The sequence below is a fragment of the Bradyrhizobium sp. CB1717 genome, assembly GCF_029714325.1.
GTDB lineage: Bacteria > Pseudomonadota > Alphaproteobacteria > Rhizobiales > Xanthobacteraceae > Bradyrhizobium.
On record NZ_CP121666.1, the window covers coordinates 3560565 to 3582510 of the forward strand.

A 21946-nucleotide genomic window follows, 5' to 3' on the forward strand; every position below is an offset into this window, starting at 1 on the left:
CAATGCGCCTGTTCCAAAATAGTGCTCTTTATCCGTCCTATCTGCCGCGGTTGAACCAGCTCGCGGCGAACGCCCGAAGCTTCGCGGAGCGGCGGGATGTGTTTCTGCACGACCGGTTCGGTGCGTCGCATTTCCTCCAGCCGGTGCTCGATGGATCGCCGGAGGCCTTCTTCACCAATGGCGACGACGAGGTCCTGCAGCGGCGCTGGGCGCGCGAGCAGGGCATGCCGGGTGGGCCGACGCTCGAGGCCATCCTGCTTGCACAGATCGAGCATCACGCCACCGAGGTTTTCTACAACCTCGATCCGGTGCGTTATCCGAGCGCGTTCGTCGCCAAGCTGCCGGGGTGCGTGAAGACGACGCTGTGCTGGCGCGCGGCGCCGTCGGGAAATGCCGATTTCACGGCCTACGGCGCCGTGCTTGGCAACTTTCCGTCGATCCTCGACTTATGGCGCGGCAAGGGATGCCGGGCCAAATTGTTCTTTCCGGCGCATGATCCCGTGATGGACGAGTATGGCCATGGCGAACGTCCGATCGACGTCGTCTTCGTCGGCGGCTATTCGCGACATCATCGCGTACGTGCCAGGACGCTGGAGCGGGTCGCACGCCTGGCTGACGACCACAATGTCGTGCTATGTCTCGATGCATCGCGCCTGACCAGGCTGGCCGAAAGCGCGATCGGACGATTGTTGCCACTGGGACGGCACAGGCGTCCGGATGCCATCGCCGCCATCGCGAACCCCCCCGTGTTCGGAAGGGATCTCTACGAGCTGATCGGATCGTCGAAGATCGTGCTCAACGGTGCGATTGACATGGCCGGCACCGACCGCGGCAACATGCGTTGCTTCGAGGCGATGGGGTGCGGCGCCCTGCTGGTGTCCGACGCCGGAGGCTATCCGGACGGCATGCAGGAGGGCGTGACCATCGAGACCTACGCTACGCCGGAACAGGCCGTCGAGGTGATCTCGCGAACCCTACAGGACTGGCCCCGATCGGCGGAAATCGCCGCGCTGGGTCGAGGCCGCGTCCGTGACATTTACAGCAAAGACGTGCAATGGAGAGCATTCAGTGACCTCGTCGGGCGCCTTTGACCGAGCCACGATTTTTGCCGCAGCGTCCATCCGATTGATTGAATGAATGTCCACTTCCTGATGCAGTAGAGGGCGGGGGCATGGCTCCGTCGGAGGTGTCAATTGAGAATCCGAACGCGTTCGGCCTTGCGGCGCAGAGGGTGAGCTGATGTCCATTCTTTCTACGCTCGCGCGCCGTTGTGCGCATGCTATCGATGGCCTCAACTTTCACTATATCGTCCGGCGCCTGACGGGGCGGGCGACCTGCCGCTTGCACCGGGAAGCATTTCTGGCGCATTCCGCGCGGATCTGGAACGCGTTCGGCGATAGCGACAGGATCGTCATCGGCAGCCGCTCTCACATCAGGGGCGAGCTGAAGGTCCTCGGGCACGGTGGCCGGATTACGATTGGTGAGTGGTGCTATGTCGGAGAGGGTACACGTATCTGGTCGGGAGCTTCGATCGAGATCGGAAACCGCGTCCTGATCTCGCATTCGGTGAACATATTCGATAATCTTTCGCATCCGATCCGTGCTGCCGAGCGGCACGAGCAGGCGAAGCAGATTTTCACCTTGGGTCACCCACGCAAGCTCTCGCTCGACGATCGTCCGATCAAGATTTGCGACGATGCGTGGATTGGCGCTTGTGCGATGGTGATGCGAGGCGTGACGATAGGTGAGGGCGGCATCGTCGCCGCGGGCGCGGTGGTCACCAAGGACGTTCCGGCATATTCCATCGTGGCAGGCAATCCCGCCACCATTGTTAGGGAGTTGTCGCCGGACGAGCGATAAGAAATAGCCATGACGACGGGGATTGCAATGTGCTCACAAGCCAACCGTCCGCAAGCCAGGTAGCGCCATGTCCATGTGGGTTACCGGTGCGAACGGGTTCATCGGCCGCCATCTCGTCCGCGAGCTGGCGGACGGCGGGCATGCTGTCCATGGCGTTGGTCATGGAGCGCTCGATCCGGCCGATGCACGCGCGCTCGGCTTGCAGACCTGGATCAATGGCGAAGTCGACGCCGCCAATCTGAACGCGCTTGCCGCCGCGCACGGGTTGCCCTCGCACGTCTTCCACCTGGCCGGCGGGTCGTCCGTCGGACTGTCGATCGAGCGCCCGTTCGAGGACTTTTCGCGGACCGTGGCCAGCACGGCGCGTTTGCTGGAATGGCTTCGAAGCTTTGCGCCCGAGAGCCGGCTGATCGTGGTGTCGAGCGCTGCCGTCTACGGGGCCGATCATGCCGGGCCGATCCCCGAGAGCGCGGTGCTGACGCCGATGTCGCCCTACGGCCACCACAAGCTGATGATGGAGCAGCTGTGTCAAAGCTACGTCCAGAGCTTCGGTATTCGCTGTGCCGTCGTGCGGCTGTTCTCGGTCTACGGTCCGAACCTTCGCAAGCAGCTGCTCTGGGATATCTGCTCGCGGCTGCGCAACGAGCAGCGCACGCTGAATCTCGGAGGAACAGGGGCCGAAATCAGGGACTGGACCGACGTTCGCGACGTCGTTCGTCTGCTGGCGCGTGTCGCGGAGGGGGCGTGGCGGGACGATTTTGACGTGATCAATGGTGGCTCCGGGCGCGGCGTAAGCGTCGCCGGCGTTGCCGAAGGCCTGATCGGGCATTGGGGCAGCAAAACGGCCGTGCAGTTTTCCGGCGTCGCGCGGCCGGGCGACCCGACCAGCCTGCTGGCCGACAACGCGCGCGTGCTCGACATGAACTTCGACTGGCGCATTCCGCTGGAGCGGGGGCTCGCCGACTACGTCGCATGGTTCAAGGGCCAAACTCGTGCCTGAGCTTGCGCCGCTGCGGATCGCATTCACCAACATACCGCGCCGCCTGTGGGCGGGAGGCTACAACTATCAACGCAATCTGTTCGAGGCGCTCAACAGATACGCGCCGGGAGCGGTGACGCCCGTGCTGTTTGCCGGAACGGCTGACGAGTCTGAGGAGATTGCAGCGCTGGCGGGCATTCCCGCCGTCGAGGTCGTGCGCTCGCCGGTGTTCGATCACGCTGCGGCCGGTCTTGCCCGTGCGACGAATCTTGCCCGCGCGATCGCCTTTGGTCTGGATGGACGCGCCGTCGCCGAATTCGAGCTGCGCAAGATCGACATGGTGTTCGAATCCGCGCGCTTCTTCGGCTGGCGCCTGCCGTTCCCCGCGATCGCCTGGTTCCCGGATTTCCAGCACCGCCTGCTCCCGCACCTTTTCTCCAAGAGCGCCTATTGGCGGCGCGATCTCGGCTTTCGGGTCCAGATCGCATCCGGCCGACACATCATGGTGAGCAGCACAAGCGCGCTTGCCGATCTCAAGAGGTTCTATCCGGGCTTGTCGAACGGCGTCTCCGTGGTCCGGTTTGCGACCGAGCCGCCAGCCAGCCTGCTGACCACGAATCCGTCCGACGTGATCGCAGGCTACGGCCTGCCGGCACGCTATTTCTATCTGCCGAACCAGTTCTGGCGGCACAAGAATCACCGGATCGTCGTCGATGCGCTTGATCTTTTGAAACGCCGCGGGCTGGACGTCGTCGTCGCGGCGTCCGGGAATACGCAGGACTCCCGTGACCCCGATCTGTTCGAAACCACGATGAGGCAAGTCAGGTCGCGCGGTCTCGATGCGAATTTCAGGCATCTCGGAATGATTCCGCTGGATCACGTCTATGCCCTCCTGCGCGCGTCGATCGCTCTCATCAATCCTTCGGAGTGTGAGGGGTGGAGCACGACGGTCGAGGAAGCCAAGTCGTTCGGCGTCCCGATGATCCTGTCCGATATCGACGTTCATCGCGAACAGACGGAGGGACGTGCGCGCTATTTCGGCATCCACGACGCCGAGACGCTGGCCGATCATCTGTCTGAGGTTGCGCAGGCGGCCGGGCCTGCGACCGTCCGTAACCTGTTGCCGAATCTCGAGCAGCGCGTCGAGGCGTTCGTTGCGGATTTCGTCCGGCTGGCTCGCGATGCGATGGCGCCAGCGGCCCGCTAGCCGGCCGTGCTCGAGCAGGAGCGCTCCCGGTCCGACGAGCGTTCCTGCGCAAAGACACTCCGCGGCACCACATACCAGAGCAAGAAGAGAAGCGCGGCGCCGTGTGTGAGCAAGGCGACCGAGAGCGGCACGTTGAGCAGGGTTTGCGGCAGCACGCCGGCGGACATCAGGATGAAGCGGGGCGGCAGGCCAGCAGACGCACGGTTGCCGAGCGCCAGCACGAAGCCCGATGCGAGCGCGGTCAAAGGTGCGAGATAGATTCCGACGGACGCGATTCCTTCGGTCGCAAATAGCGAGGCATTCAATTTGCCGAGGTCGTAAGCGTCCTGCATCAGGATGGACAGCTGCACCTCGTAGGGGCAATGCATCAACGGCTTGAGGACGGAGATCTGGCAGAACCAGGTCAGCGGGTGGCTCGAGAAGAAGTTGTTGTAGATGTCGAGAGCGCTGGATGCGGTCGCGATCATCCGGATGTTGACGATGTCGAAGTATCTGCCGGGGATGCTGTTGAGGGCGGCGCCGGTCGCAACGATCACGACGAGGCCAACGAGCATCGGGACGAAGATCGATGCGATGGCTGCCGTTCTCGCCTCCAGAAGGCGCGAAAGCACAGCCAGGGCGATCAACCAGGCGGGCGTGAAGAAGGCGAACTTGGTCAGCGTGATGGGGTAGAACAACAGCAGCAGGATCAGCACCAGTGCGGCACGCCAGCGATGGCCGAGCAGCCAGTAGCAGGCGAAGGCGAACGGCAACAACGTGCTGGAGACCCAGCCCGTCAGATATTGCACCGCGGCCGGAAATTCGAGCGATTCGCGATAGTCGTAGATGTGGGCGACCGAAACCAGGCGGAAATTGTAGGTCGCGGCCACGGCGATGGTGATCATCGAGACGGCCAGGATCAGCGTCAGCAGATGCTCGAAATGTGCGTTCGACAACGCCAATGTTTGCCGGAGAGGCGCCCTGACGAATAGCATCGGCAACAGGAACAGCACCAGCGCCAGCGCGGCCGAGATGCCTGCGGGCAATTGCTCGTAGCTGTAATACGAGAACACGTCGATCCAGAGGAAGCCCAGGATCATCGTGTAGAAATAGAACCCGACGAAATAGCCGAAGCTGAAGCGGGCGATGACGAACAGCAGTGAAACGACGGAGAAGCTGGCCGCAACGATGACCGCGATCCAGAGGCGCTCCACGCTGAAGCTGATATAGTACTGGAAGGTGGCGACCTTGATCAGCGACAGGCAGGTGAGGGCGCTGTGCAGCAGCACCAGAACCGTCAGCGCAGTTTTCGAGTCCAGCCGTGACCGGAGGTCGCTGATCATCCTGGACGGTGCGCTCATGGCGGACAGGCTCGCTGCGGACGAGGGGAGTTGCGAGCGGGCTCAGGCCATTTCCAGCGAGTGCTTGAAGTAGGCGATGGTCTCCTTCAAGCCGTCCTCGAGCGCCACCTTCGGCTCCCAGTTCAGAGCGGCCTTCGCCTTGGTGAGATCGGGCTGGCGCTGGCGCGGATCGTCCTGCGGCAACGGCTTGAACTCCAGCCTGGAGCGCGATCCCGTGAGCTCGATGACCTTCTCGGCGAGCTCGCGGATGGTAAACTCGGAATTGTTGCCGATGTTGATCGGGCCGGTGATGTCTTCGTTCGTCAGCATCAGCCGAATGATCGCCTCGACGAGATCGTCGACATAGCAGAACGAGCGCGTCTGCCCGCCGTCGCCGAACACGCTGATCGGCTCGCCCTTCAGCGCCTGCACGATGAAGGACGACACCACGCGGCCGTCATTGGGCTGCATGCGCGGGCCGTAGGTGTTGAAGATGCGCGCGACCTTGATCGGCAGGCCGTGCTGGCGCCAATAGTCGAAGAACAGCGTCTCGGCGCAGCGCTTGCCCTCGTCGTAGCAGGAGCGGATGCCGATCGGATTGACGTTGCCCCAGTAATCCTCGGTCTGGGGATGGATCAGCGGGTCGCCATAGACCTCGCTGGTCGAGGCCTGGAAGATGCGCGCCTTCAGCCGCTTGGCAAGGCCGAGCATGTTGATGGCGCCGTGCACCGAGGTCTTGGTGGTCTGCACGGGGTCGCGCTGGTAGTGGATCGGCGAGGCCGGGCAGGCCAGGTTGAAGATCGCGTCGACCTCGATGTAGAGCGGGAAGGTGACGTCGTGCCGGACCGCCTCGAACAGCGGATTTGCGATCAGATGGGCGATGTTGCGCCGGCTGCCGGTGAAATAATTATCCGCCGACACCACCTCGGCGCCGGCATCGAGCAGTCGCTCGCAGATGTGCGATCCGATGAAGCCGGCGCCTCCGGTGACGAGGATGCGGCTGTTCTTGTAGCTTTCAAACGGCATGATCGGTTCCAGATTGTCCGCGGCAGGAGCGGGCTGAGTGGTATCGGCAACGGCCGGACTCGCCAATAGCCAAGTGGGCTTGGATGCGGGTATTTAAATACCTCTACTGTGCATGGGGTTGTTTTCGCACTTTTTTCAGCTCTCGGTGCCCGGCGATGCGCCTAGAACTCCCGCCGCTTCAGCCACGCCCGCGCCCCCCAATGGGCGAAGCACCAGGCCGATCGGACCAGGGAGAGGTGCTCGACGTTGCGGTAGATCTGCCAGACCCATTTGGCCGAGCGTACCGGGCGGCTGGAGACCGAGGAGCCCCTGACACGGTAGCGGGCCAGGTCCTCATTGAGGCCGTACGCGGTGTGGCCGCGCTTCAGGATCGAGAGCCACAGGCAGAAATCATCATAGCCCTCGTTCTTCATCGCGATCGGACCTGCGATCTCGCGGTCGACCATCGCGGTCAGCGTCGCGATCGCGGTGTTCTTCAGGAGCTGACCGTAAGTGAGCGAGGCCGGCACCTCGATCAGGCGTCCGGTGACCGTGTTGGCCTCGTTGATGCGGCGGAAGGCGGTGTAGCTGAGTGCGGCCTGCTTCGCCTTCGCGAAGGCGAGCTGCCGCTCGAGCTTCTCGGGCAGCCACAGATCGTCGCTGTCGAGGAAGGCGAGGTAGCGGCCCTGCGCCCGGTCGATCGCGGCCTGGCGCGCCAGCGCCGGTCCGCCGTTCTTCGCCTGCCGGATCAGCTTGACGCGCGGATCGCGCGCGCCGATGTCGGCGATGATCTGCGGCGTCTTGTCCGTCGAGCAGTCGTCGGCGATCAGGAGCTCCCAATCGGCAAAGCTCTGGCTCTGCACCGAGCGGATGGTCTCCTCGATCAGGCCTTCGACGTTCCAGGATGGGGTGATGATCGAGACGAGCGGCATGACGGGTCCGTTCAATTCGTGCGGGCGGGCTCGGCGATCGCGGCACGCAAGGAGGCCGCAAACGTATCGAGCAGCTTGGGATCGCCGATGTAGAGCTCGCCTGGATAAGACTTGCGCCAGGCCGCTTCGAAATAGGGCGCCCCCTTGGCCGGATCGAATGGGCCGGCGGAGAGCGCCTCGCGCAGCCGCGCAGGCACGTCCGCGAGACGGTCGACCGCGTAGACCAGCGGGCAGGAGCGGTAGAACGCATCGCCCATCACCACCACCGGCTTGCCGAGCAGCAGGGCCTCGGCGCCCGACTTGCTGTTGACGGAGATCACGGCGTCGGCACGGTTGAGCACGGTGTAATTGTTGGTCTGCGGCGGCAGCAGCACGAAATTATCGAATCGGCGCGCCAGCTCGAACAGGCGGTCGGCAGAGATCGCGCCGATCTGGGCGGGGTGTTCCTTCACCACCAGCACATGCGAATCCGGGATCGTGCGCAGCAGGAAATCGACGGTCGCGACCTGGTCGAGGTAGTCGGGAGAGCGCAGCGTCAGCGCCATGTCGGCCGGCACGTGGAACGGATAGTAGACGAAGGGCGCCTCGGGGATCGGCTTGTAGAGCTTGCGCAGCCGCGTCGCATTGAGCGCCATCGCGGCGTGCACGCGGGCGTGACGCAGATTGTGTCCGAACTCCTGATGCTTGCCGAGCGCGAACTGGTCCCACAGCTTTTCGGTGAGGCGGCGGGCATTGCGCAGGTTCACGACCTTCTTGAAGGCCGCCGAATAATGATGCTGGTCCTTCTTGGGGATGACGATCGCCCGCTGCGTCAGCGTGTCGTCGAGATAGGCCCGCACCTCCGGTGACACCGCGTCCGCCGGCGTCGGCATCACGTCGGGCGCAGCGAGGCTGTCGGGCGTGAAGTACATGCGGCCGCGAAAGAACGACGGCTCGATGAACCAGTTACGGATGTTGCGGCGCCTGGCGGCGTAGAAGCTCGCGATCACCGAGAGAAAGCCGCCGAGCTCCTGCACCAGCTCGACGCGCTTGCCTTGCTGCTCCAGCCGGTCGAGCACCGTTTCCATCGCATTGGCATAGATCATGAAGCGCCGGCGCAGCGCGGCCGTATCGCGGATGCCGAAGGTGAAGCGCTCATGGCTGAACAGGAAATTGGTGCCGTCGAGGCAGTAGGCAGCGACGCGCGCATCGAACGCGCTGCGGTCGTCGGGCGCGGGGCCGGCCTTGAGGCCCTCGCGGTACATGTTCGTGACAGGCACGCCCTCGGCCGCCGACATCTCGGCGCTGCGATCGTCGAAGGCGAGCAGCTCGACCTCATCGCCGGCTGCGCGCAGCCGTTGCGCGACCGGAATCCAGAACCGGGTCTGGTATTCGGCGAGCGTGGTGATGAGAATGGTTCTTGCAGATGTGGTCATGGTCTATCGGGCGGGTTCGATGGCAATGCTCGCGAGCGGCAAGCCTGTCGTCGCGCAGTGCGCGCGTGTTGCGGTGAATTGCGACGGGCTTGCACGGTCATGCGTTGCGATCCGCTGCAGCAGCGTCCTGACGAAGACCGGCTCGATCCGCTTGTCGCGCCGGGCGGGGTTGAATCGGCTGCGCAGCCGTTCGGTGACGGCCGATCCGAGCACGGCGCTGGCTGCGCCCTTGACGATCTGGCCGATGCTCGGCTTGTCGCGCGTGCCCTTCACGGTCGCAAGCAGCGAGAGGTAAGGCCGGCGCGAACTGCCTGCAGCAGTCAGGACATCGGCGACCCGCTCGGCGGCTTGTCCATCGTTGAGATGGAAGAAGGCCTCGATATCGGCGGCATGAACACGCGCGAAATCGAAGGTCTCGGTCTCGCGCTCGATGTGGTCGATCGCGCCAAGCAATTCGTCGAACGAAGCGACCGCGCGGCTCACGCGCGCGGGCAGCGCGGCGTGACCGGCGGTGACCTGTGTGTTCAGATATTCGAGCTGCAGCGGCAGTTTTCCGAGCAGCACGGATTCGACGGCGGTGCCGCAGTTGAGATGCACGACCGCGGCCGCGTTGCGGATGCGGTCGAGCACGCTGCCGGTGCCGTCGATCAGGACGTTGGAATGGCGCGCGAGCGCGTTGCGATAGACGTCCTCGCTCTCGAAGGGATGCGGCCGCACGAGAATGGTGCGGTCGGGCCGCGCGGCGGCGAGCCGGTCGATCTCGGCGAGGTAGTTCGCGAAGACCTGCTTCAGGTCCGCGATGAAGCGGTCGACATAGGCACCGTCCCAGCCGGCCCGCACCATCGCCTCGCGCTCGCCGCCCGGCTTGCCGGTAAAGCGCGAATTGACCAGCGGGAAATTGGCGTTGACGAGCAGATAGCCGCGCGGCTCGCCGTCAAGCAGCGCGCGCCAGCGGGGCGCTGCGAAGTCGAAGCGCGGGCATCCGCTGAGGTGAAGCTGCTCCGGCTTCATGGTTCCCGCCGCCAGGAAGGCATCGTGGAGCCGGCTGCCCCAGAAGAAATAGCCCGAGAGGATGTCGGCGTAGCCACTGCCCTTGACGTGCGCGGCCATCGCCGGCGGCGAGTTACCGCCCTTCTCGGCGAGCACGCCGCCTTCGGTGTCGAGCACGTAAAGCGCAAGGCCAGCCTTGGCGAAGCTACGCATCAGGTCGAGATTGACCGGGCGCGCATAGTTGACGACCAGCGCGTCGAGCCCGAGCCGTGGCACGTCGACGGCCTGCTCGTACATCGGCACCAGTACGACCGAGACGCCGCGCCGCGCGAGTTGATAGCCGAGCATGACTGCACCCGGCAGGTCACGCTTGGGGTGATCGACCACCAGGCCTATGCGCACCGTTTACGTCTCCTCGTGTCGACCAAGGCGGTCATCGATCTCCCGAACATGTCGGTGCAGGTTAACAAGCTAGGTCGACGCCCAGCCGAAGCGATGGCCCAGTTCCGCGAAGATCGCCCGCTGGCGGTCTTCCAGAACGAGAAAATACTGAATGGCCCAGCTCGCCATGCAGAACGAGGCGATCGCAAGCCCGAGTCCCCAGAAGCTGTCGATTGCCAAATGGTCTGCAAGCTCGAGCAGCAGCAGGCCCAAGACCACGAGAATGACGGCCTGGGCGAGAAGTGCTCTAAGGAGGCGGTAGGAGTCAAGCTGCAACCCGCGGCTCACGGCCGCGATCTGCAACGGCAGAATGACGGCGTTCCCAACTACCTGGCCGAGGATCAGCGCTCGTTCGTCGAACAGGTGCAGCGTCGCAACCGCCACTGCGGCCCACACCGCCAATTGATAGATCATGAGCCGGTTCAGGCGCGACTGCACGTCCGTGCGGGTCAGGAACATGACGTTGCCGAAGGCGAGGTACTGAGCGCAGATCGGAACCACGAAGCTCAGGCCCATCCAGAACGCGTAGGGAGCCATCTGCGGTCCAATCCATGCCTGCATGATCTCGCGCGACAGCATGGCGGCCGCCATCAGCGGCGGTACCGTGAACATGGGCAGGATGATGAGGCCGAATTCACCGAGGCGCTGGAACGCTGCAGCATTGCCGCGTTCGTCCAGGCGGCTTGCCACCGGCAGCAAGGCGGACGTCAGGAGACCGACGACGACCTTTGACACCCGGGGCAGCCGGACCAGCGTATCGTACACGCCGACACCCTTGGGCCCGAACAAGAGGCCGACCAGGAAAGGCTGAATCGGCAGCGCCAAGCCGCCCGTCAGCTTGCCCTGGGCGAACAGCGCGCAGCGGTGGATCAGCTCGCGCCGGATCGGCGCGTCCCACATCGCGAGCCTGACCTTGCGCACGACCGCGACGAAGGCCGCGGTGAACACCAGGCATGCGCGCATCAAGGTGCTCGCGAGATAGATATAGGCCACCAGCTCGAACGAGGCTGCGGAGTTGGCCGCCCAGATCGTACAGGCAACATAGACGATCGTGGAGGTCACCTCGGCCAGCCGCAGGACATTGTAGCGCTCAAAGCCCTTGACGATGCCTTCCCAGACGAGCGCGGGGATCAGCACCAGGTTGGCAAGCGCGGTGTAGCGCAAGATTTGCGAAAACCTGTCGGCGTGCGAGCTATCGACGCGGAGCGCGATGGTCAGATAGGGCGCGCTGATCCAGATCGTGACTGCGAGCAGCCCTGCGAGAACAGCGGCCATCACGGTGAGAAGCGCGAGTTGCTGGCCCGCAACGCGCCAATTGCGATGCTCGCGCGCGCGTGCGACCGCTTGCGTCGTGACTTCGGAGAGGCCGAGGTCGAGCAGCCCCATCATGCCGCTCGGCAGCAGGATGCGGGCCAGCACGATGAGGCCGAATTCGGTTACGCCCCAGGTTCGGATGATGACCGGAATGACAATCAGGCCGAGCACGGCCGCTATTCCGAACGCCGCGCTGGAAATCACCGTGTTCCGGATCAACTGTTTCAACATGGCATGGCCCGGCTCACCACGCGCTCAGCCCGCCATCGACCGCGATGTTCTGGCCGGTCACGTAGGACGCCGCGTCGGACACCAGGAACAGCATCGCGCCCACCATCTCGTCGGCACGGGCCATGCGGCCGAGCGGTATGCGGGCGCCGTAGCGCTGCTTGAAGGTCTCGTTCTGCCCGCTCTCGACGCCGCCCGGCGTCAGCGTGTTGACGCGAACGCCCTTCGCCGCCCAGTAGGTCGCGAGGTGTTTTGTAAGGCCGATGACACCGGCTTTGGACGCCGTGTAGACCGCAGGCGTGTTGATGGCGCGGCCAAGATATTCGGAGCCTTCGTAGATGCGCTGGTCCGGGGCCATCAGTCCGTAGATCGAAGCGGTCTGCACGATGGCGCCATAGCCGCGCTCGGCCATCCGGCCGCCGAACACCTGGGCGACGTTGAACATGCCGTCGAGATTGACCGCCATGATCTCCCGCCAGGTGTCCTGCGAGAATGTCTCGACGGGTGCAAAAAAAGCGTCGAGGTCGCGCGCCTTGCTCGCGGCGTTGTTGAGCAGGATCGAAACGGGTCCGAGGTCGGCTTCGAGCGCCTCCGCCGTGGCGCGCACGGCGTCGGGCCGGGTGATGTCGCAGCCATAGCCTTTGGCGCGGATGGAGTGGCGCGAGGCGAGGTCGGCGGCCGCCGCATCGGTCGCGGCCGGGTCGAGATCCACGATCGCGATATTGGCGCCGAACTCGGCAAGGCCCTCGGCGAAGCGACGCCCGAGAATGCCGCATCCGCCGGTCACCACGGCCGTGCGGCCGGTCAGATCGAACAGAGCCTTGAAGCTCGTGGTCATCGCTAAAGCCCCCTCAGGCGTTCAGTCGTTGGCGCAGCAGCAGTTCCACCAACGCGAAATCGAGATCGGAGTCGATGTCGATCGAGCGTTCTTCCGGCATCTCGAACAGCCGTGTGTCCGGATAGAAGACCGCGGGCTGCTCCAGGAACGGCGCGACGCGCCAGACATAGATCGACGCGTTCATGTCGAAGCAGCGCGGCGCATCCTGCCGTCGCGTGATCGGCGGATTGGCGGATTTGGAGAGGCCGACGCTGCCGTCGGTGCGCTGCTCGACCAGGTTGAAATAGGGCGAGCGGCGTGCCGGCGCCCCGGTAATCACGTTGCGGGCGCCGCTCTCGCGCAGCAGCGCCACCGCGCCGGTGATGTCGGAGGCGAGCCGGAGCGGAGAGGTGACATCGAGATCGACGAAGATCTCCGGTGTCGTGCCGGTTTGCGCGACGGCCTGCTCGAGGCAATGGCGGATCGCGGGCAGTTTCGGCGCGGTATCGGTCGCCATCTCGTCGGGGCGCTTGACCCCGATATCGGCGCCGGCTTTCAGCGCCGCTTCGAGCAGCGCGTCCGAATCGCTGCTGAACGCGATCGCATCGAACAGGCCCGTCTCGCGCGCCTGCGCGATGCTCCAGGCGAGCACGGGCTTGCCGAGGAGATCGCGCGCATTCTTGCCGACGACCCCCTTCGAGCCGCCTCGCGCGCAGATGGTGCAGACGAGGCTCATGGCGATACCCAGGTCTTGCTGCGCAGCGCGCGCTCGCTGGCGTCGATCAAATGCACGACGCCGAGTGCCTCGGGCAGGGAGCAGGCCGGGCGCGCGCCCCGCATCGCCGCGACGTGCATGTCGCGGTAGCTCTGGTCGCGCTCGCTGGCGATGTCCGTTGCCTTGCCGTTGACGATCAGGCGGCTGCCGACGAGATCGGCCTCGATGGTGTCATCGTCGACATTGACGCGGATGCGGCGGATGCCCTGGCGGTCGAGATAATCCATGTGGACATGCACCGACGGCGCGCGCTGCATGTCGAGCAGCAGGTCGAGATGGTCATCGACGTCGATGTCGCGCGCGCCGGACGCGCCGCCGAGCGCTGCGACGCGGTGCCATGGCCCGAACAGCCACAGCAGATAATCCAGCTCGTGGCTGAGATCCCTGAGGACGCCGCCGCCGGCGTCCGTTGTCGCAGATGCGGTGGTGCGATGGTCGCGGCCGGGCCGCCAGTCCCTGATGTCCTGCCCGACATAGGCGGCGACCGTGATCGCCTCGCGCCCGCGCAGTTGCTCGACCAGGGCCGTCATGACCGGATGGAAGCGCAGATTGTATCCGACGCAGACATGGGCGAACGGATATTTCGGCGGCGGCGACGCCGTCGCGAACAACGGCTTCTCGACCAGGACCGCGCCGCGGAAGCCGGCCTGCGCGAGCCCCTGCAGGTCGTCGGCATGGCGTGCGGTTTCGGTGGCAATCACCGCGTAATCCGGATGCGCGCCGGCGACGGCCTCTCCGATCGACGCATAGTCGCCGCCCTCTCGGCGGCTCACCGTCGCGACCTCGAGGCCGAGCTCGCGCAGGATCCGGGCATGCCTTGTGCCGATCGAGCCGAGGCCGATCACGACGGCTTTTGTCGAGGTCACGGGAAGACCTCATGAAACTCCGCGTGGGCCTGCTCGAAATCCTCCAGGCGGCCGATGTCGAGCCAGTATTCGCGGATCGGATAGACCGCGACACGTCCCTCGCCGGCGATCACGCGCTCCAGCACGGTCGGCATATCGATCCTGACGCCGGGCGCGACATGGCGGAAGACGGAGCTTCCAATCACATAGATGCCGGCGCTGACGAACCAGCTTTCGGTCGGCTTCTCGCGAATGGTCTGGAGGAAGCCTTCCGACGTGGAAACCACGCCATAGGGGACGTGCACCTTGTGCTCGCGGACGGCCATCGTCGCTTCCGCCGGCGTTCCGTTGTGGAAGTCGAGAAGCGCGCCGTAGTTGATCGTGGTGAGGATGTCGCCGTTGGTGACGATCATCGGCAGATCCGGCGGCGTCGGAAACAGCCCGAGCGCACCGGCGGTGCCCAGGCGTTCGGTCTCGTGCACGTACTGGATATTGGCGCCGAAGGCGGCGCCGTCGCCGAAGTGACCCTTGATCGTCTCGGCCTTGTAGTTGACCGAGATGTAGATATTGGAAAAACCCTGTTGCACCACGTTGCGGACGATCGTCTCGAGCAGGGGCTTGCCGCCGACATTGAGCATGGGCTTGGGCACGTCGCGCGTCAGCGCCCCCAGGCGCTCGCCGAGCCCGCCCGCCATGATCAGGACCGGATTGGCATAATGGCGCGGCTCGAGCAGCTCGTCGAGCGTCTCGACCACGACCAGATGGCCGCCTTCGTCGACAAGCGGGAGCTGCTTGATCGACTTGTGCCGCATCAGATGCAGGCGGTCGTCGCGGGACAGCGTCGCCGGAGCCGACACCGGCGCGCGGTTCATGATGTCGGTGGCAAGCCCGGTGAGCGGGATCCCTCGCAGCAGCCCGCGCCTGACGTCGCCGTCGGTGACCACGCCGAGCAGGCGGTTCTGGTCGTCGAGCACGAGCGCAATCTGGATGCTTCCGCTCTCGATCGCGGCAATGGCCTCGCCCACGGTCGCCTGCGTTCCAACGACGGCCTTACGCCAGGATTTCATGGCAATTCTGCCTCGTATACGCCAGATATTGGGGGCCGCCCGCGGCTGAGCCTGCTATATCGCGGCTGTGGGAGGCGGCGTCAACCCCGCCAGGCTGCCCTGCGTTGTCCTTGTTAAATCTAGCGTTTTCAGGCCCGGTCCGGCGGTTTGAAGTGCCGCGCCCCCGTCGCTAAGATCGGTGCGGCTCAAGGGAATCGCGATGGACGATCTGATCATCATTGGCGGCGGCGAACATGCCTTCATGGTCTATGAGGCGGCGCTGCTGTCGGGCCAGTTCAACGTCGTCGGTTTCCTCGATCGCCAGCCGGGAACGCTGGGGGATGCGCGCTACCTCGGAACCGATGATGTTGCGCCGAACTATCCGGATGCCGCCTTCGTGGTCGGGATCGGAACGATGCAGGCGGGGCCCGCGCGCCGCCAGATGATCGGCCGGCTGCAGCTCAAGCGCTGGGCGTCGGTGATTCATCCGCGTGCGTTCGTCTCGCCATCGGCGACGATCGGAGCTGGCAGCGTCATCATGCCGGGCGCGATCGTCAATGCGCGAAGCATGATCGGCCATCACTGCATCATCAATTCGGCCGCAGTCGTCGAGCACGACGTGCGCGTCGGGCACTACACGCATCTTTCTCCGGGAACGGTGGTCGGCGGCGGCGCAGAGATCGGGGACAACTGCTTTGTCGGTCTCGGCAGCCGCGTCCGCGATCACGTCTCCATCGGCAACGATACGCTAGTGGCGATGGGCTCGGTCGTCACGGGCTCATGGCCGCCCGGGTCCGTCCTGCGCGGGGTTCCCGCAAAGCCTCGCCGCTAGAGCGTGATCCGGAAAAGTGCGCAGCGGTTTTCCGAAAAGATCATGCTCAAACAAACAGCCTAAAGCGCGATGCACCCCATCGCGCTTTAGACTGGATCGTCGGGTTCGAGCGCCCGCGGCGCCGCCGTTCCGATCAGGGACCAATAGTCGATCGGCGGCCGCCCCGCGCCCGGCCGCTTGGCGGTGATGTCGGCCGGACCGATGATCTCGCCCGCCTTCAGCGCGCGCGCTGCCACGATGCTCTTGCGCGCCACCGGCACGTTTCTGACCTCGGAGTCCTTCGGCGCCTTCACGCCATCGCCGAGCGCGGCTTCGACGTTGCGGATGGCGCGGACCATCCGCTTGAAATCGTCGGGTTCGAGCGAGGCCGCGTGGTCGGGACCGGTCGCCTTGCGATCCAGCGTCAGGTGCTTCTCGACGATGGTGGCGCCGAGCGCGACCGAGGCGACCGAAACCTCGAAACCGTCGGTGTGATCGGAGTAGCCGACGGGAAGCTGGAATGCGGATCGCATCGTCGCCATTGCGGCGAGGTTCACATCCGTGATGGGGCAGGGATATTCGGTCGTACAATGGAGCAGGCTGACATGCCGCGCCAGCGCAGCGCGCGCCGCCGGATCGCGCCATGCCGCGCGGAACGAGGCGATACCGGCGGGATCGTTACGCTGTGCATAGCCATGCGCCAACACGCCCAGCGCTTCCTCGACTTCGCTGAGCGTCGCCATGCCCGTCGACAGGATCAGCGTCGCGCCGGCCCGCGCTGCCGCATGCAGCAGCGGTGCATTGGTGAGATCGCCCGATCCGATCTTGATGCGCGGCAGCTTCAGCGACAGCAGGAAGCCGAGGGAGGCGTCGTCGAACGGCGTCGACAGGAATTCGATGCCGCGTTCGGCAGCGCGCGCGATCAGCGTGTGGTGAGCGGCCTGCGGCAGTTCCAGCCGCTCCAGCATGGCGAGCTGGCTCTCGGCGGCGTCCGTGGTGCGCTGCTGATAGTCGGCCTTCTTCGCCGCTCCGCCCGCCAGCGCCTTGGCATTGAAGGTCTGGAACTTGACGATGTCGGCACCGGCGTCGGCTGCCGCATCGACCAGGGCCAGTGCCTTGTCCAGGCTGCCGTCGTGATTGACGCCGGCTTCCGCGATGATCAGCGTGTGCGTCATCATGGCCGCGCTCCGCTTGCCGGAAGTTCGTGGAAGCTTTTCTTCAGGAGCTGCCCGAAATCCGGAATGCCGGCAATGATGTCGGCAAATCGCCGGCTGGAAGCGCCGTCGCCATAGGGATTGACGGTGTCCTCGCGGCCACGCTGAAGCGCTTGCGCGATCGCGCTGCCGATCGCGCCGCGTTCGGACGCGGCGTGGAACACCGAAGCCGCGCGCTCGCGTCCCTTCTGGCGGTCGCCGACATCGACCGTGGGAACGCCGAATGACGGCGCTTCGAGGATGCCGCTCGACGAGTTGCCGATCACGACGTCCACCTGGTTCATCAGGCTGAGATAGCGGAGCTGCCCGAGCGAGGCGACCGCGATGGTGTTCGGCCGGCTCGCCGCGAAGGCCTTGGTCCGCTCGTTCAGCGCGCGCCCCTCGGCATCGGCATTGGCCAGCGTGAAGATGAGGCGGAAGGCGGGATCGAGCTTCGACAGCGCCGCGAACAGCTCGTCCAGCTCAGCCATCGAGCGTCCGGCCTCGACCGTGACCGGATGGAACGTCACGAGTGCATTGCGCTCGCCGAGCGGCAGGCCGATCGCGCGGCCGATACCGTCGCGGTCCATGAGGTCGAGATGCCTGATGGCGTCGATGCCGACCGAACCGATGGTATGAATGCGAGACGGATCCTCGCCGAGCTGGACCAGCCGCTGTGCCGATCCCGCATTGCTGGCAAAATGCAGGTGCGACATCTTGCTGATGGCGTGGCGAATGGATTCGTCGACCGCGCCTTCGGTGACGTCGCCGCCGAACAGATGTGCCATCGGCAGCCGCATGAACATCGCGGCCTGTGCGGCCGCGAACATCTCGAACCGGTCCCCGAGCAGGACCACGAGATCGGGTTGCAGCCGTGCGAAGGCGTCGGCAAATCCGATCACGCCGAGCCCGACCGATTTCGCGACGCCCGCGCCGGTGTCGCTGGCGAGCAGCGTTTCGACGCGTTCGTCGACCTCGAATCCCTCGTCGAGGATGGTGTTGAATGTGTAGCCGAACTCCGGTGCGAGATGCATGCCGGTGGCGATGAGCTGGAGCGTCAGGCCTGATGTCTCGCGGATCGCGCGCATCGGCCAGATCAGTAGTCCGAAATCGGCCCGGCTGCCGGTGACGAAGCAGATCTTTCGCGCCCGGTTATTCATCGCGGGCCCTGATGCTGGCGCTGCTCGGCAGGTTGATCAGGCGGCGCTCGATCGATTCGGCGGTGGCGAGATCGCCGCGCGGGCTCTGCACGAACATCGGCAGGCGGTGCATCAGGGTCCAGGCCGGGCGCGCGCCGAAGCCGGCTTCGTTCAGCGCCGTGAGCACGTCGTCGCGCCGCCCCGCATACGCTTCGTCGAGCAGGATCGCGTTCAGCCAGTAATTGCTCGTGGTGCCCTCGGGCTCGCGCGAGAAGCGCACGCCGGGCACATCCGCAAAGACGCGGTCGTAGGCCGCAGCGAGGCGGCGCTTGCTCGCCAGGAAACCGTCGAGCTGCTCGAGCTGGGCGCAGCCCAGCGCGGCGTTCAGATTGGGCAGGCGGTAGTTGAAGCCGATCTCGTCGTGCACGAAGGCCCATTTGTGCGGCAGCTTCGCGGTGGTGGTGAGATGCTTGGCGCGCCGTCCCAGCTCCTCGTCATTGGTGAGGATGGCGCCGCCGCCGCCGGTGGTGACGATCTTGTTGCCGTTGAAGCTCAGCGCCGCGAGCCGCGCCTGCGATCCGACGGCGTGGCCCTTGTAGGTCGAGCCCAGCGATTCCGCGGCATCCTCCACCAGCGCAATGCCCCAGTCGCTTGCAATCGCGGCGATCTCGTCGAGCTCGACGGGATGCCCGAACGTGTGCATCGGCGAGATCGCGGCGATGCGGCGTCCGGTTTCGCGATTGATCGTGCCCCTGGGCGTTCGCTCAGCAATCGCCTCGAGCCGCGCGGCGAGGGCGCGCGGGTCCATGCCGAGCGTCGTGAGCGAGCTGTCGATGAAATGCGGCACCGCCCCGCAATAGGCGATCGCGTTGGTGGTCGCGATGAAGGTCAGCGCCGGCGACATCACCTCGTCGCCTGGCTCGACGCCGGCGAGGTGGAAGCATGCGTGCAGCGCCGCCGTGCCGTTGACGACGGCGACCGCACGCCTCGCGCCGGTCACCTCTTCCAGCATGCGCTCGAAGCGGTCGACGAAAGGGCCGACCGAGGAGACGAAGGTGCTCTTGATGCACTCTTCGAGATAGGAGACTTCGTTGCCTGCAAATACCGGCTCGTGCAGGCCGAGGATGCCATTGGGCGTGCCCGCAGCGCGCCGGACGGCATCGACCACGGCTTTCGGATCGAAGGCGGGTGATCTGGTCGCGGCCGTTCCCACAATTGCCTCAGACATTGTAGACGTCCGCCTTGTAACGGCTGAGATTGGCGGGATTGGTGAACCAGTTCACCGTCTTCACGATGCCCTGGCGCATGCCGTCGATCCCGCCGAACTCCGGGCTCCAGCCGAGCTGCTGGCGGGCCTTGGAATTGTCGGCCCAGAGCCGCTCGACCTCGCTATTGGCCGGACGCAGGCGCGCCTCGTCGGTCTCGATCTCGATCTTCACGCCCATCACATCGGCGATCATCTCGACGGTCGCGCCGACCGAGATCTCGAAGCCGCTGCCGAGATTGATGGTCTGGCCGACGCATTGTTCGGCCGGCGCGGTGAGGCCTGCGATCAGGCCGCGCGCGGTATCGGTGACGAAGGAGAAGTCGCGCGTCGGACTGACCGCGCCGAGACGGATCCTGCGCTTGCCGGTCGCGATCTGGCTGATGATGGTCGGGATCACCGCGCGTGCCGACTGCCGCGGTCCATAGGTGTTGAACGGCCTGATGACGACGACCGGCATGTCGAACGAGGCCTGGAACGACAGCGCCATCTGGTCGGATGCGATCTTCGAGGCCGAGTAGGGCGATTGGCCGACCAGCGGATGGTTCTCCTTGATCGGCACGATCTGCGCCGTGCCGTAGACCTCGCTGGTCGAGGTCTGCACGAAGCGGCGCACGCCGGCCATGCGCGCCGCCTGGAGCACGTTGACGGTTCCGCGCACATTGGTCTCGACATAGGAATCGGGCGCGACATAGGAGAAGGGGATCGCGATCAGCGCCGCCAAATGCAGCACGTCGGTGCAGCCGCTGGCGGCTGCGATCATGAAATGCGGATCGCGGATGTCGCCGGCGACCACCTCCACGGACTTCATGATGTCGGCGGGAACCGTGTCCAGCCAACCCCAGGAATTGAAGGAGTTGTAGTAGACGACCGCCTTGACGCGGGCTCCGGCTTTCACCAGCTCCTCGACGACATGCGAACCGATGAAGCCGTCGCTGCCGGTAACGAGGACGCGGGCGTCCCTCAGATCTGCCATGCCGGACCCCAGAAGGCGATTAAGCCAGTATTCGCAACAAGATGGCCGCTATAGCACACTGGCGGTCGCGCGCAACAGAGCAGCGCCCGAAAGCTGCCAAATGCCCGGGGATGCAGCAGTTTTTGTAAGGCCGCCTAAGCCTTGCCGGCCGGGTTCAGGCGCGCTCTCACGAACGCCTCGAGATTGCCGCCCTCGAACATATGGCCGGGGAGGCCGGCAGCCCGCGCGGCCTCGATGTCGCTCGGCTTGTCGCCGATCACCATGCTGCGCGTCATGTCGACCGGAAAGCGCTGCGCGAGGTCGGTGATCATGCCCGGCGCCGGCTTGCGGCGGTCGCTCGTGCGGCAATAGCGCGCGACGGTTCCGTCGGGATGATCCGGGCAATATTCGAAGGCGTCGATATGCGCGCCGACCTCTGCCATCTGGTCCGCCATCCAGCGGTGCAGGGTAACGATGTGATGCTCTTCGTAATAGCCGCGTGCGACGCCGGATTGATTGGTGATGACGAAGGCGAAATAGCCGGCGTCGTTGACCGCCTTCACCGCCTCGCGCGCCCCCTCCATCCATTCGAGCTTGTGCGTCTCGAACGTGTAGCCGGAATCGTGGTTGAGCACGCCGTCGCGATCGAAGAACACGGCGGGGCGCCGCAGCTTCTCGCGCAGCTCGCGATCGGCGCGCGCGAAATCATCGGGGATGCCGATGTCGATGAAATAGCCGCGATAGGCCGTGCCGCGCAGCTCGCCGCGCGAAACGAGACCGGGAAACACGTCCTGCTCGAGCGAAGCGGGCAGCTTCGCGATATCAGCGAGAACGGACTTGTCGACGACGTAGATGCCGGCATTGACCGGACCCGTGGCGCCTGCACCCGGAGCGATGAAATCACGGACCACGTCGCCGTCGAGGGCGACGCGCCCGTAGCGATCCCCGATCACGCCGTCGCGCAGCGCCATGTGAACGCGCCCGTCCTGCGCACGCGCGATCAGATCCAGCAGGTTGAAGTCGAACAGAGAGTCGCCGTTGAGCAGCAGGAAGCGGTCGTGCAGCAAGTCGCGCGCATGCACGAGCGCACCGCCGGTGCCGAGCGGCTCGGTCTCGCGCGACACGATGATTCGCGTGGATCCCCTCGCGGCCGCGGCGTAGTGCGTCTCGACGATCTCCGCCTTGTGGCCGGCAAGCAGGACGATTTCATCGAACATGCCATAGCGGACGAGTTCGTCGATGAGCGTGTCGAGGAACGGCCGCCCGCCGATGTCGAGCATCGGCTTCGGAACCAGCCTGGTGCGCTCGCCAAGCCGGGTGCCAAGCCCGCCGACGAGGATAGCGGCCTGTCTCAGCATAGGTCGGGGAGTTTGCGACATCGATCGAGCTGTCGGTGAAAGGCGAGTGTCAT

General features: G+C 65.2%; 20 protein-coding genes. 5 read left to right on the forward strand and 15 right to left on the reverse strand.

Translation table 11 applies throughout. From position 1 onward, the window contains the following. Positions 1–2: 2 nt before the first annotated feature. From QA649_RS16770 to QA649_RS16785, 4 genes are all read left to right on the forward strand, one after another. Positions 3–1091 carry a glycosyltransferase gene (locus QA649_RS16770; protein ID WP_283025162.1) on the forward strand — a complete coding sequence of 363 codons (1089 nt, stop codon included), beginning with the start codon at positions 3–5 and terminating at the stop codon, positions 1089–1091. A gap of 148 nt (positions 1092–1239) precedes the next feature. Next, positions 1240–1860, forward strand: coding sequence for an acetyltransferase (locus tag QA649_RS16775; RefSeq protein ID WP_283025163.1), 621 nt, complete (start codon positions 1240–1242; stop codon positions 1858–1860). 67 nt (positions 1861–1927) lie between these two features. Further along, the gene (locus QA649_RS16780) at positions 1928–2860 is read left to right on the forward strand and encodes an SDR family oxidoreductase (protein WP_283025164.1); all 933 of its coding nucleotides are present in this window, start codon (positions 1928–1930) and stop codon (positions 2858–2860) included. Further along, on the forward strand, positions 2853–4046 hold the full coding sequence (locus tag QA649_RS16785) for a glycosyltransferase family 1 protein (RefSeq protein WP_283025165.1): 1194 nt from the start codon (positions 2853–2855) through the stop codon (positions 4044–4046). Before QA649_RS16780 ends, QA649_RS16785 begins: the two co-directional genes overlap by 8 nt. On the opposite strand, the gene QA649_RS16790 is transcribed toward QA649_RS16785, so the two are convergent. The 10 genes from QA649_RS16790 to QA649_RS16835 all read right to left on the reverse strand — a co-directional run bounded on the left by QA649_RS16790 (position 4043) and on the right by QA649_RS16835 (position 15194). Then, entirely contained in the window at positions 4043–5386 is a 1344-nt protein-coding gene (locus tag QA649_RS16790) for a hypothetical protein (RefSeq protein ID WP_283025166.1), read from the reverse strand. The two genes, QA649_RS16785 and QA649_RS16790, sit on opposite strands and share 4 nt — an antisense overlap. Positions 5387–5428: 42 nt before the next feature. After that, entirely contained in the window at positions 5429–6391 is a 963-nt protein-coding gene (locus QA649_RS16795; RefSeq protein WP_283025167.1) for a UDP-glucuronic acid decarboxylase family protein, read from the reverse strand. Positions 6392–6552: 161 nt separating this feature from the next. Continuing rightward, positions 6553–7302, reverse strand: coding sequence for a glycosyltransferase family 2 protein (locus QA649_RS16800; protein ID WP_283025168.1), 750 nt, complete (start codon positions 7300–7302; stop codon positions 6553–6555). Between the two features lie 11 nt (positions 7303–7313). Next, on the reverse strand, positions 7314–8717 hold the full coding sequence (locus QA649_RS16805) for a capsule biosynthesis protein (protein WP_283025169.1): 1404 nt from the start codon (positions 8715–8717) through the stop codon (positions 7314–7316). 3 nt (positions 8718–8720) lie between these two features. Beyond that, complete coding sequence (locus QA649_RS16810) at positions 8721–10109, reverse strand: surface carbohydrate biosynthesis protein (protein ID WP_283025170.1); 1389 nt, start codon at positions 10107–10109, stop codon at positions 8721–8723. A 69-nt stretch (positions 10110–10178) separates the two neighbouring features. After that, positions 10179–11693, reverse strand: a complete 1515-nt coding sequence (locus QA649_RS16815) for a hypothetical protein (RefSeq protein WP_283025171.1) — start codon at positions 11691–11693, stop codon at positions 10179–10181. Positions 11694–11706: 13 nt separating this feature from the next. After that, positions 11707–12528 (reverse strand): SDR family oxidoreductase, encoded by an 822-nt coding sequence (locus tag QA649_RS16820; protein ID WP_283025172.1) that lies wholly within the window; start codon positions 12526–12528, stop codon positions 11707–11709. Positions 12529–12541: 13 nt separating this feature from the next. Further along, on the reverse strand, positions 12542–13243 hold the full coding sequence (locus QA649_RS16825) for an acylneuraminate cytidylyltransferase family protein (RefSeq protein WP_283025173.1): 702 nt from the start codon (positions 13241–13243) through the stop codon (positions 12542–12544). Continuing rightward, positions 13240–14148 carry a Gfo/Idh/MocA family oxidoreductase gene (locus tag QA649_RS16830; protein ID WP_283025174.1) on the reverse strand — a complete coding sequence of 303 codons (909 nt, stop codon included), beginning with the start codon at positions 14146–14148 and terminating at the stop codon, positions 13240–13242. Before QA649_RS16830 ends, QA649_RS16825 begins: the two co-directional genes overlap by 4 nt. Next, a complete protein-coding gene (locus QA649_RS16835) occupies positions 14145–15194 on the reverse strand; it encodes a nucleotidyltransferase family protein (protein ID WP_283025175.1) in 1050 nt (349 codons plus the stop codon). Before QA649_RS16835 ends, QA649_RS16830 begins: the two co-directional genes overlap by 4 nt. Before the next feature lie 199 nt (positions 15195–15393). Between QA649_RS16835 and QA649_RS16840 the strand changes: the two genes are divergently transcribed. Continuing rightward, positions 15394–16005, forward strand: a complete 612-nt coding sequence (locus tag QA649_RS16840; protein WP_283025176.1) for an acetyltransferase — start codon at positions 15394–15396, stop codon at positions 16003–16005. 86 nt (positions 16006–16091) lie between these two features. On the opposite strand, the gene neuB is transcribed toward QA649_RS16840, so the two are convergent. From neuB to QA649_RS16865, 5 genes are all read right to left on the reverse strand, one after another. Continuing rightward, a complete protein-coding gene (gene neuB / locus QA649_RS16845) occupies positions 16092–17162 on the reverse strand; it encodes an N-acetylneuraminate synthase (protein WP_283025177.1) in 1071 nt (356 codons plus the stop codon). Then, positions 17159–18337 (reverse strand): UDP-N-acetylglucosamine 2-epimerase, encoded by a 1179-nt coding sequence (neuC, locus tag QA649_RS16850; protein WP_283025178.1) that lies wholly within the window; start codon positions 18335–18337, stop codon positions 17159–17161. The genes neuB and neuC overlap by 4 nt, the downstream gene beginning before the upstream one ends. Then, positions 18330–19544, reverse strand: coding sequence for a LegC family aminotransferase (locus QA649_RS16855; protein ID WP_283025179.1), 1215 nt, complete (start codon positions 19542–19544; stop codon positions 18330–18332). Before QA649_RS16855 ends, neuC begins: the two co-directional genes overlap by 8 nt. Further along, on the reverse strand, positions 19537–20556 hold the full coding sequence (locus tag QA649_RS16860) for an NAD-dependent 4,6-dehydratase LegB (RefSeq protein WP_018643227.1): 1020 nt from the start codon (positions 20554–20556) through the stop codon (positions 19537–19539). Before QA649_RS16860 ends, QA649_RS16855 begins: the two co-directional genes overlap by 8 nt. 134 nt (positions 20557–20690) lie before the next feature. Next, positions 20691–21893, reverse strand: coding sequence for an HAD-IIIA family hydrolase (locus tag QA649_RS16865; RefSeq protein WP_283025180.1), 1203 nt, complete (start codon positions 21891–21893; stop codon positions 20691–20693). Positions 21894–21946 lie beyond the last annotated feature (53 nt).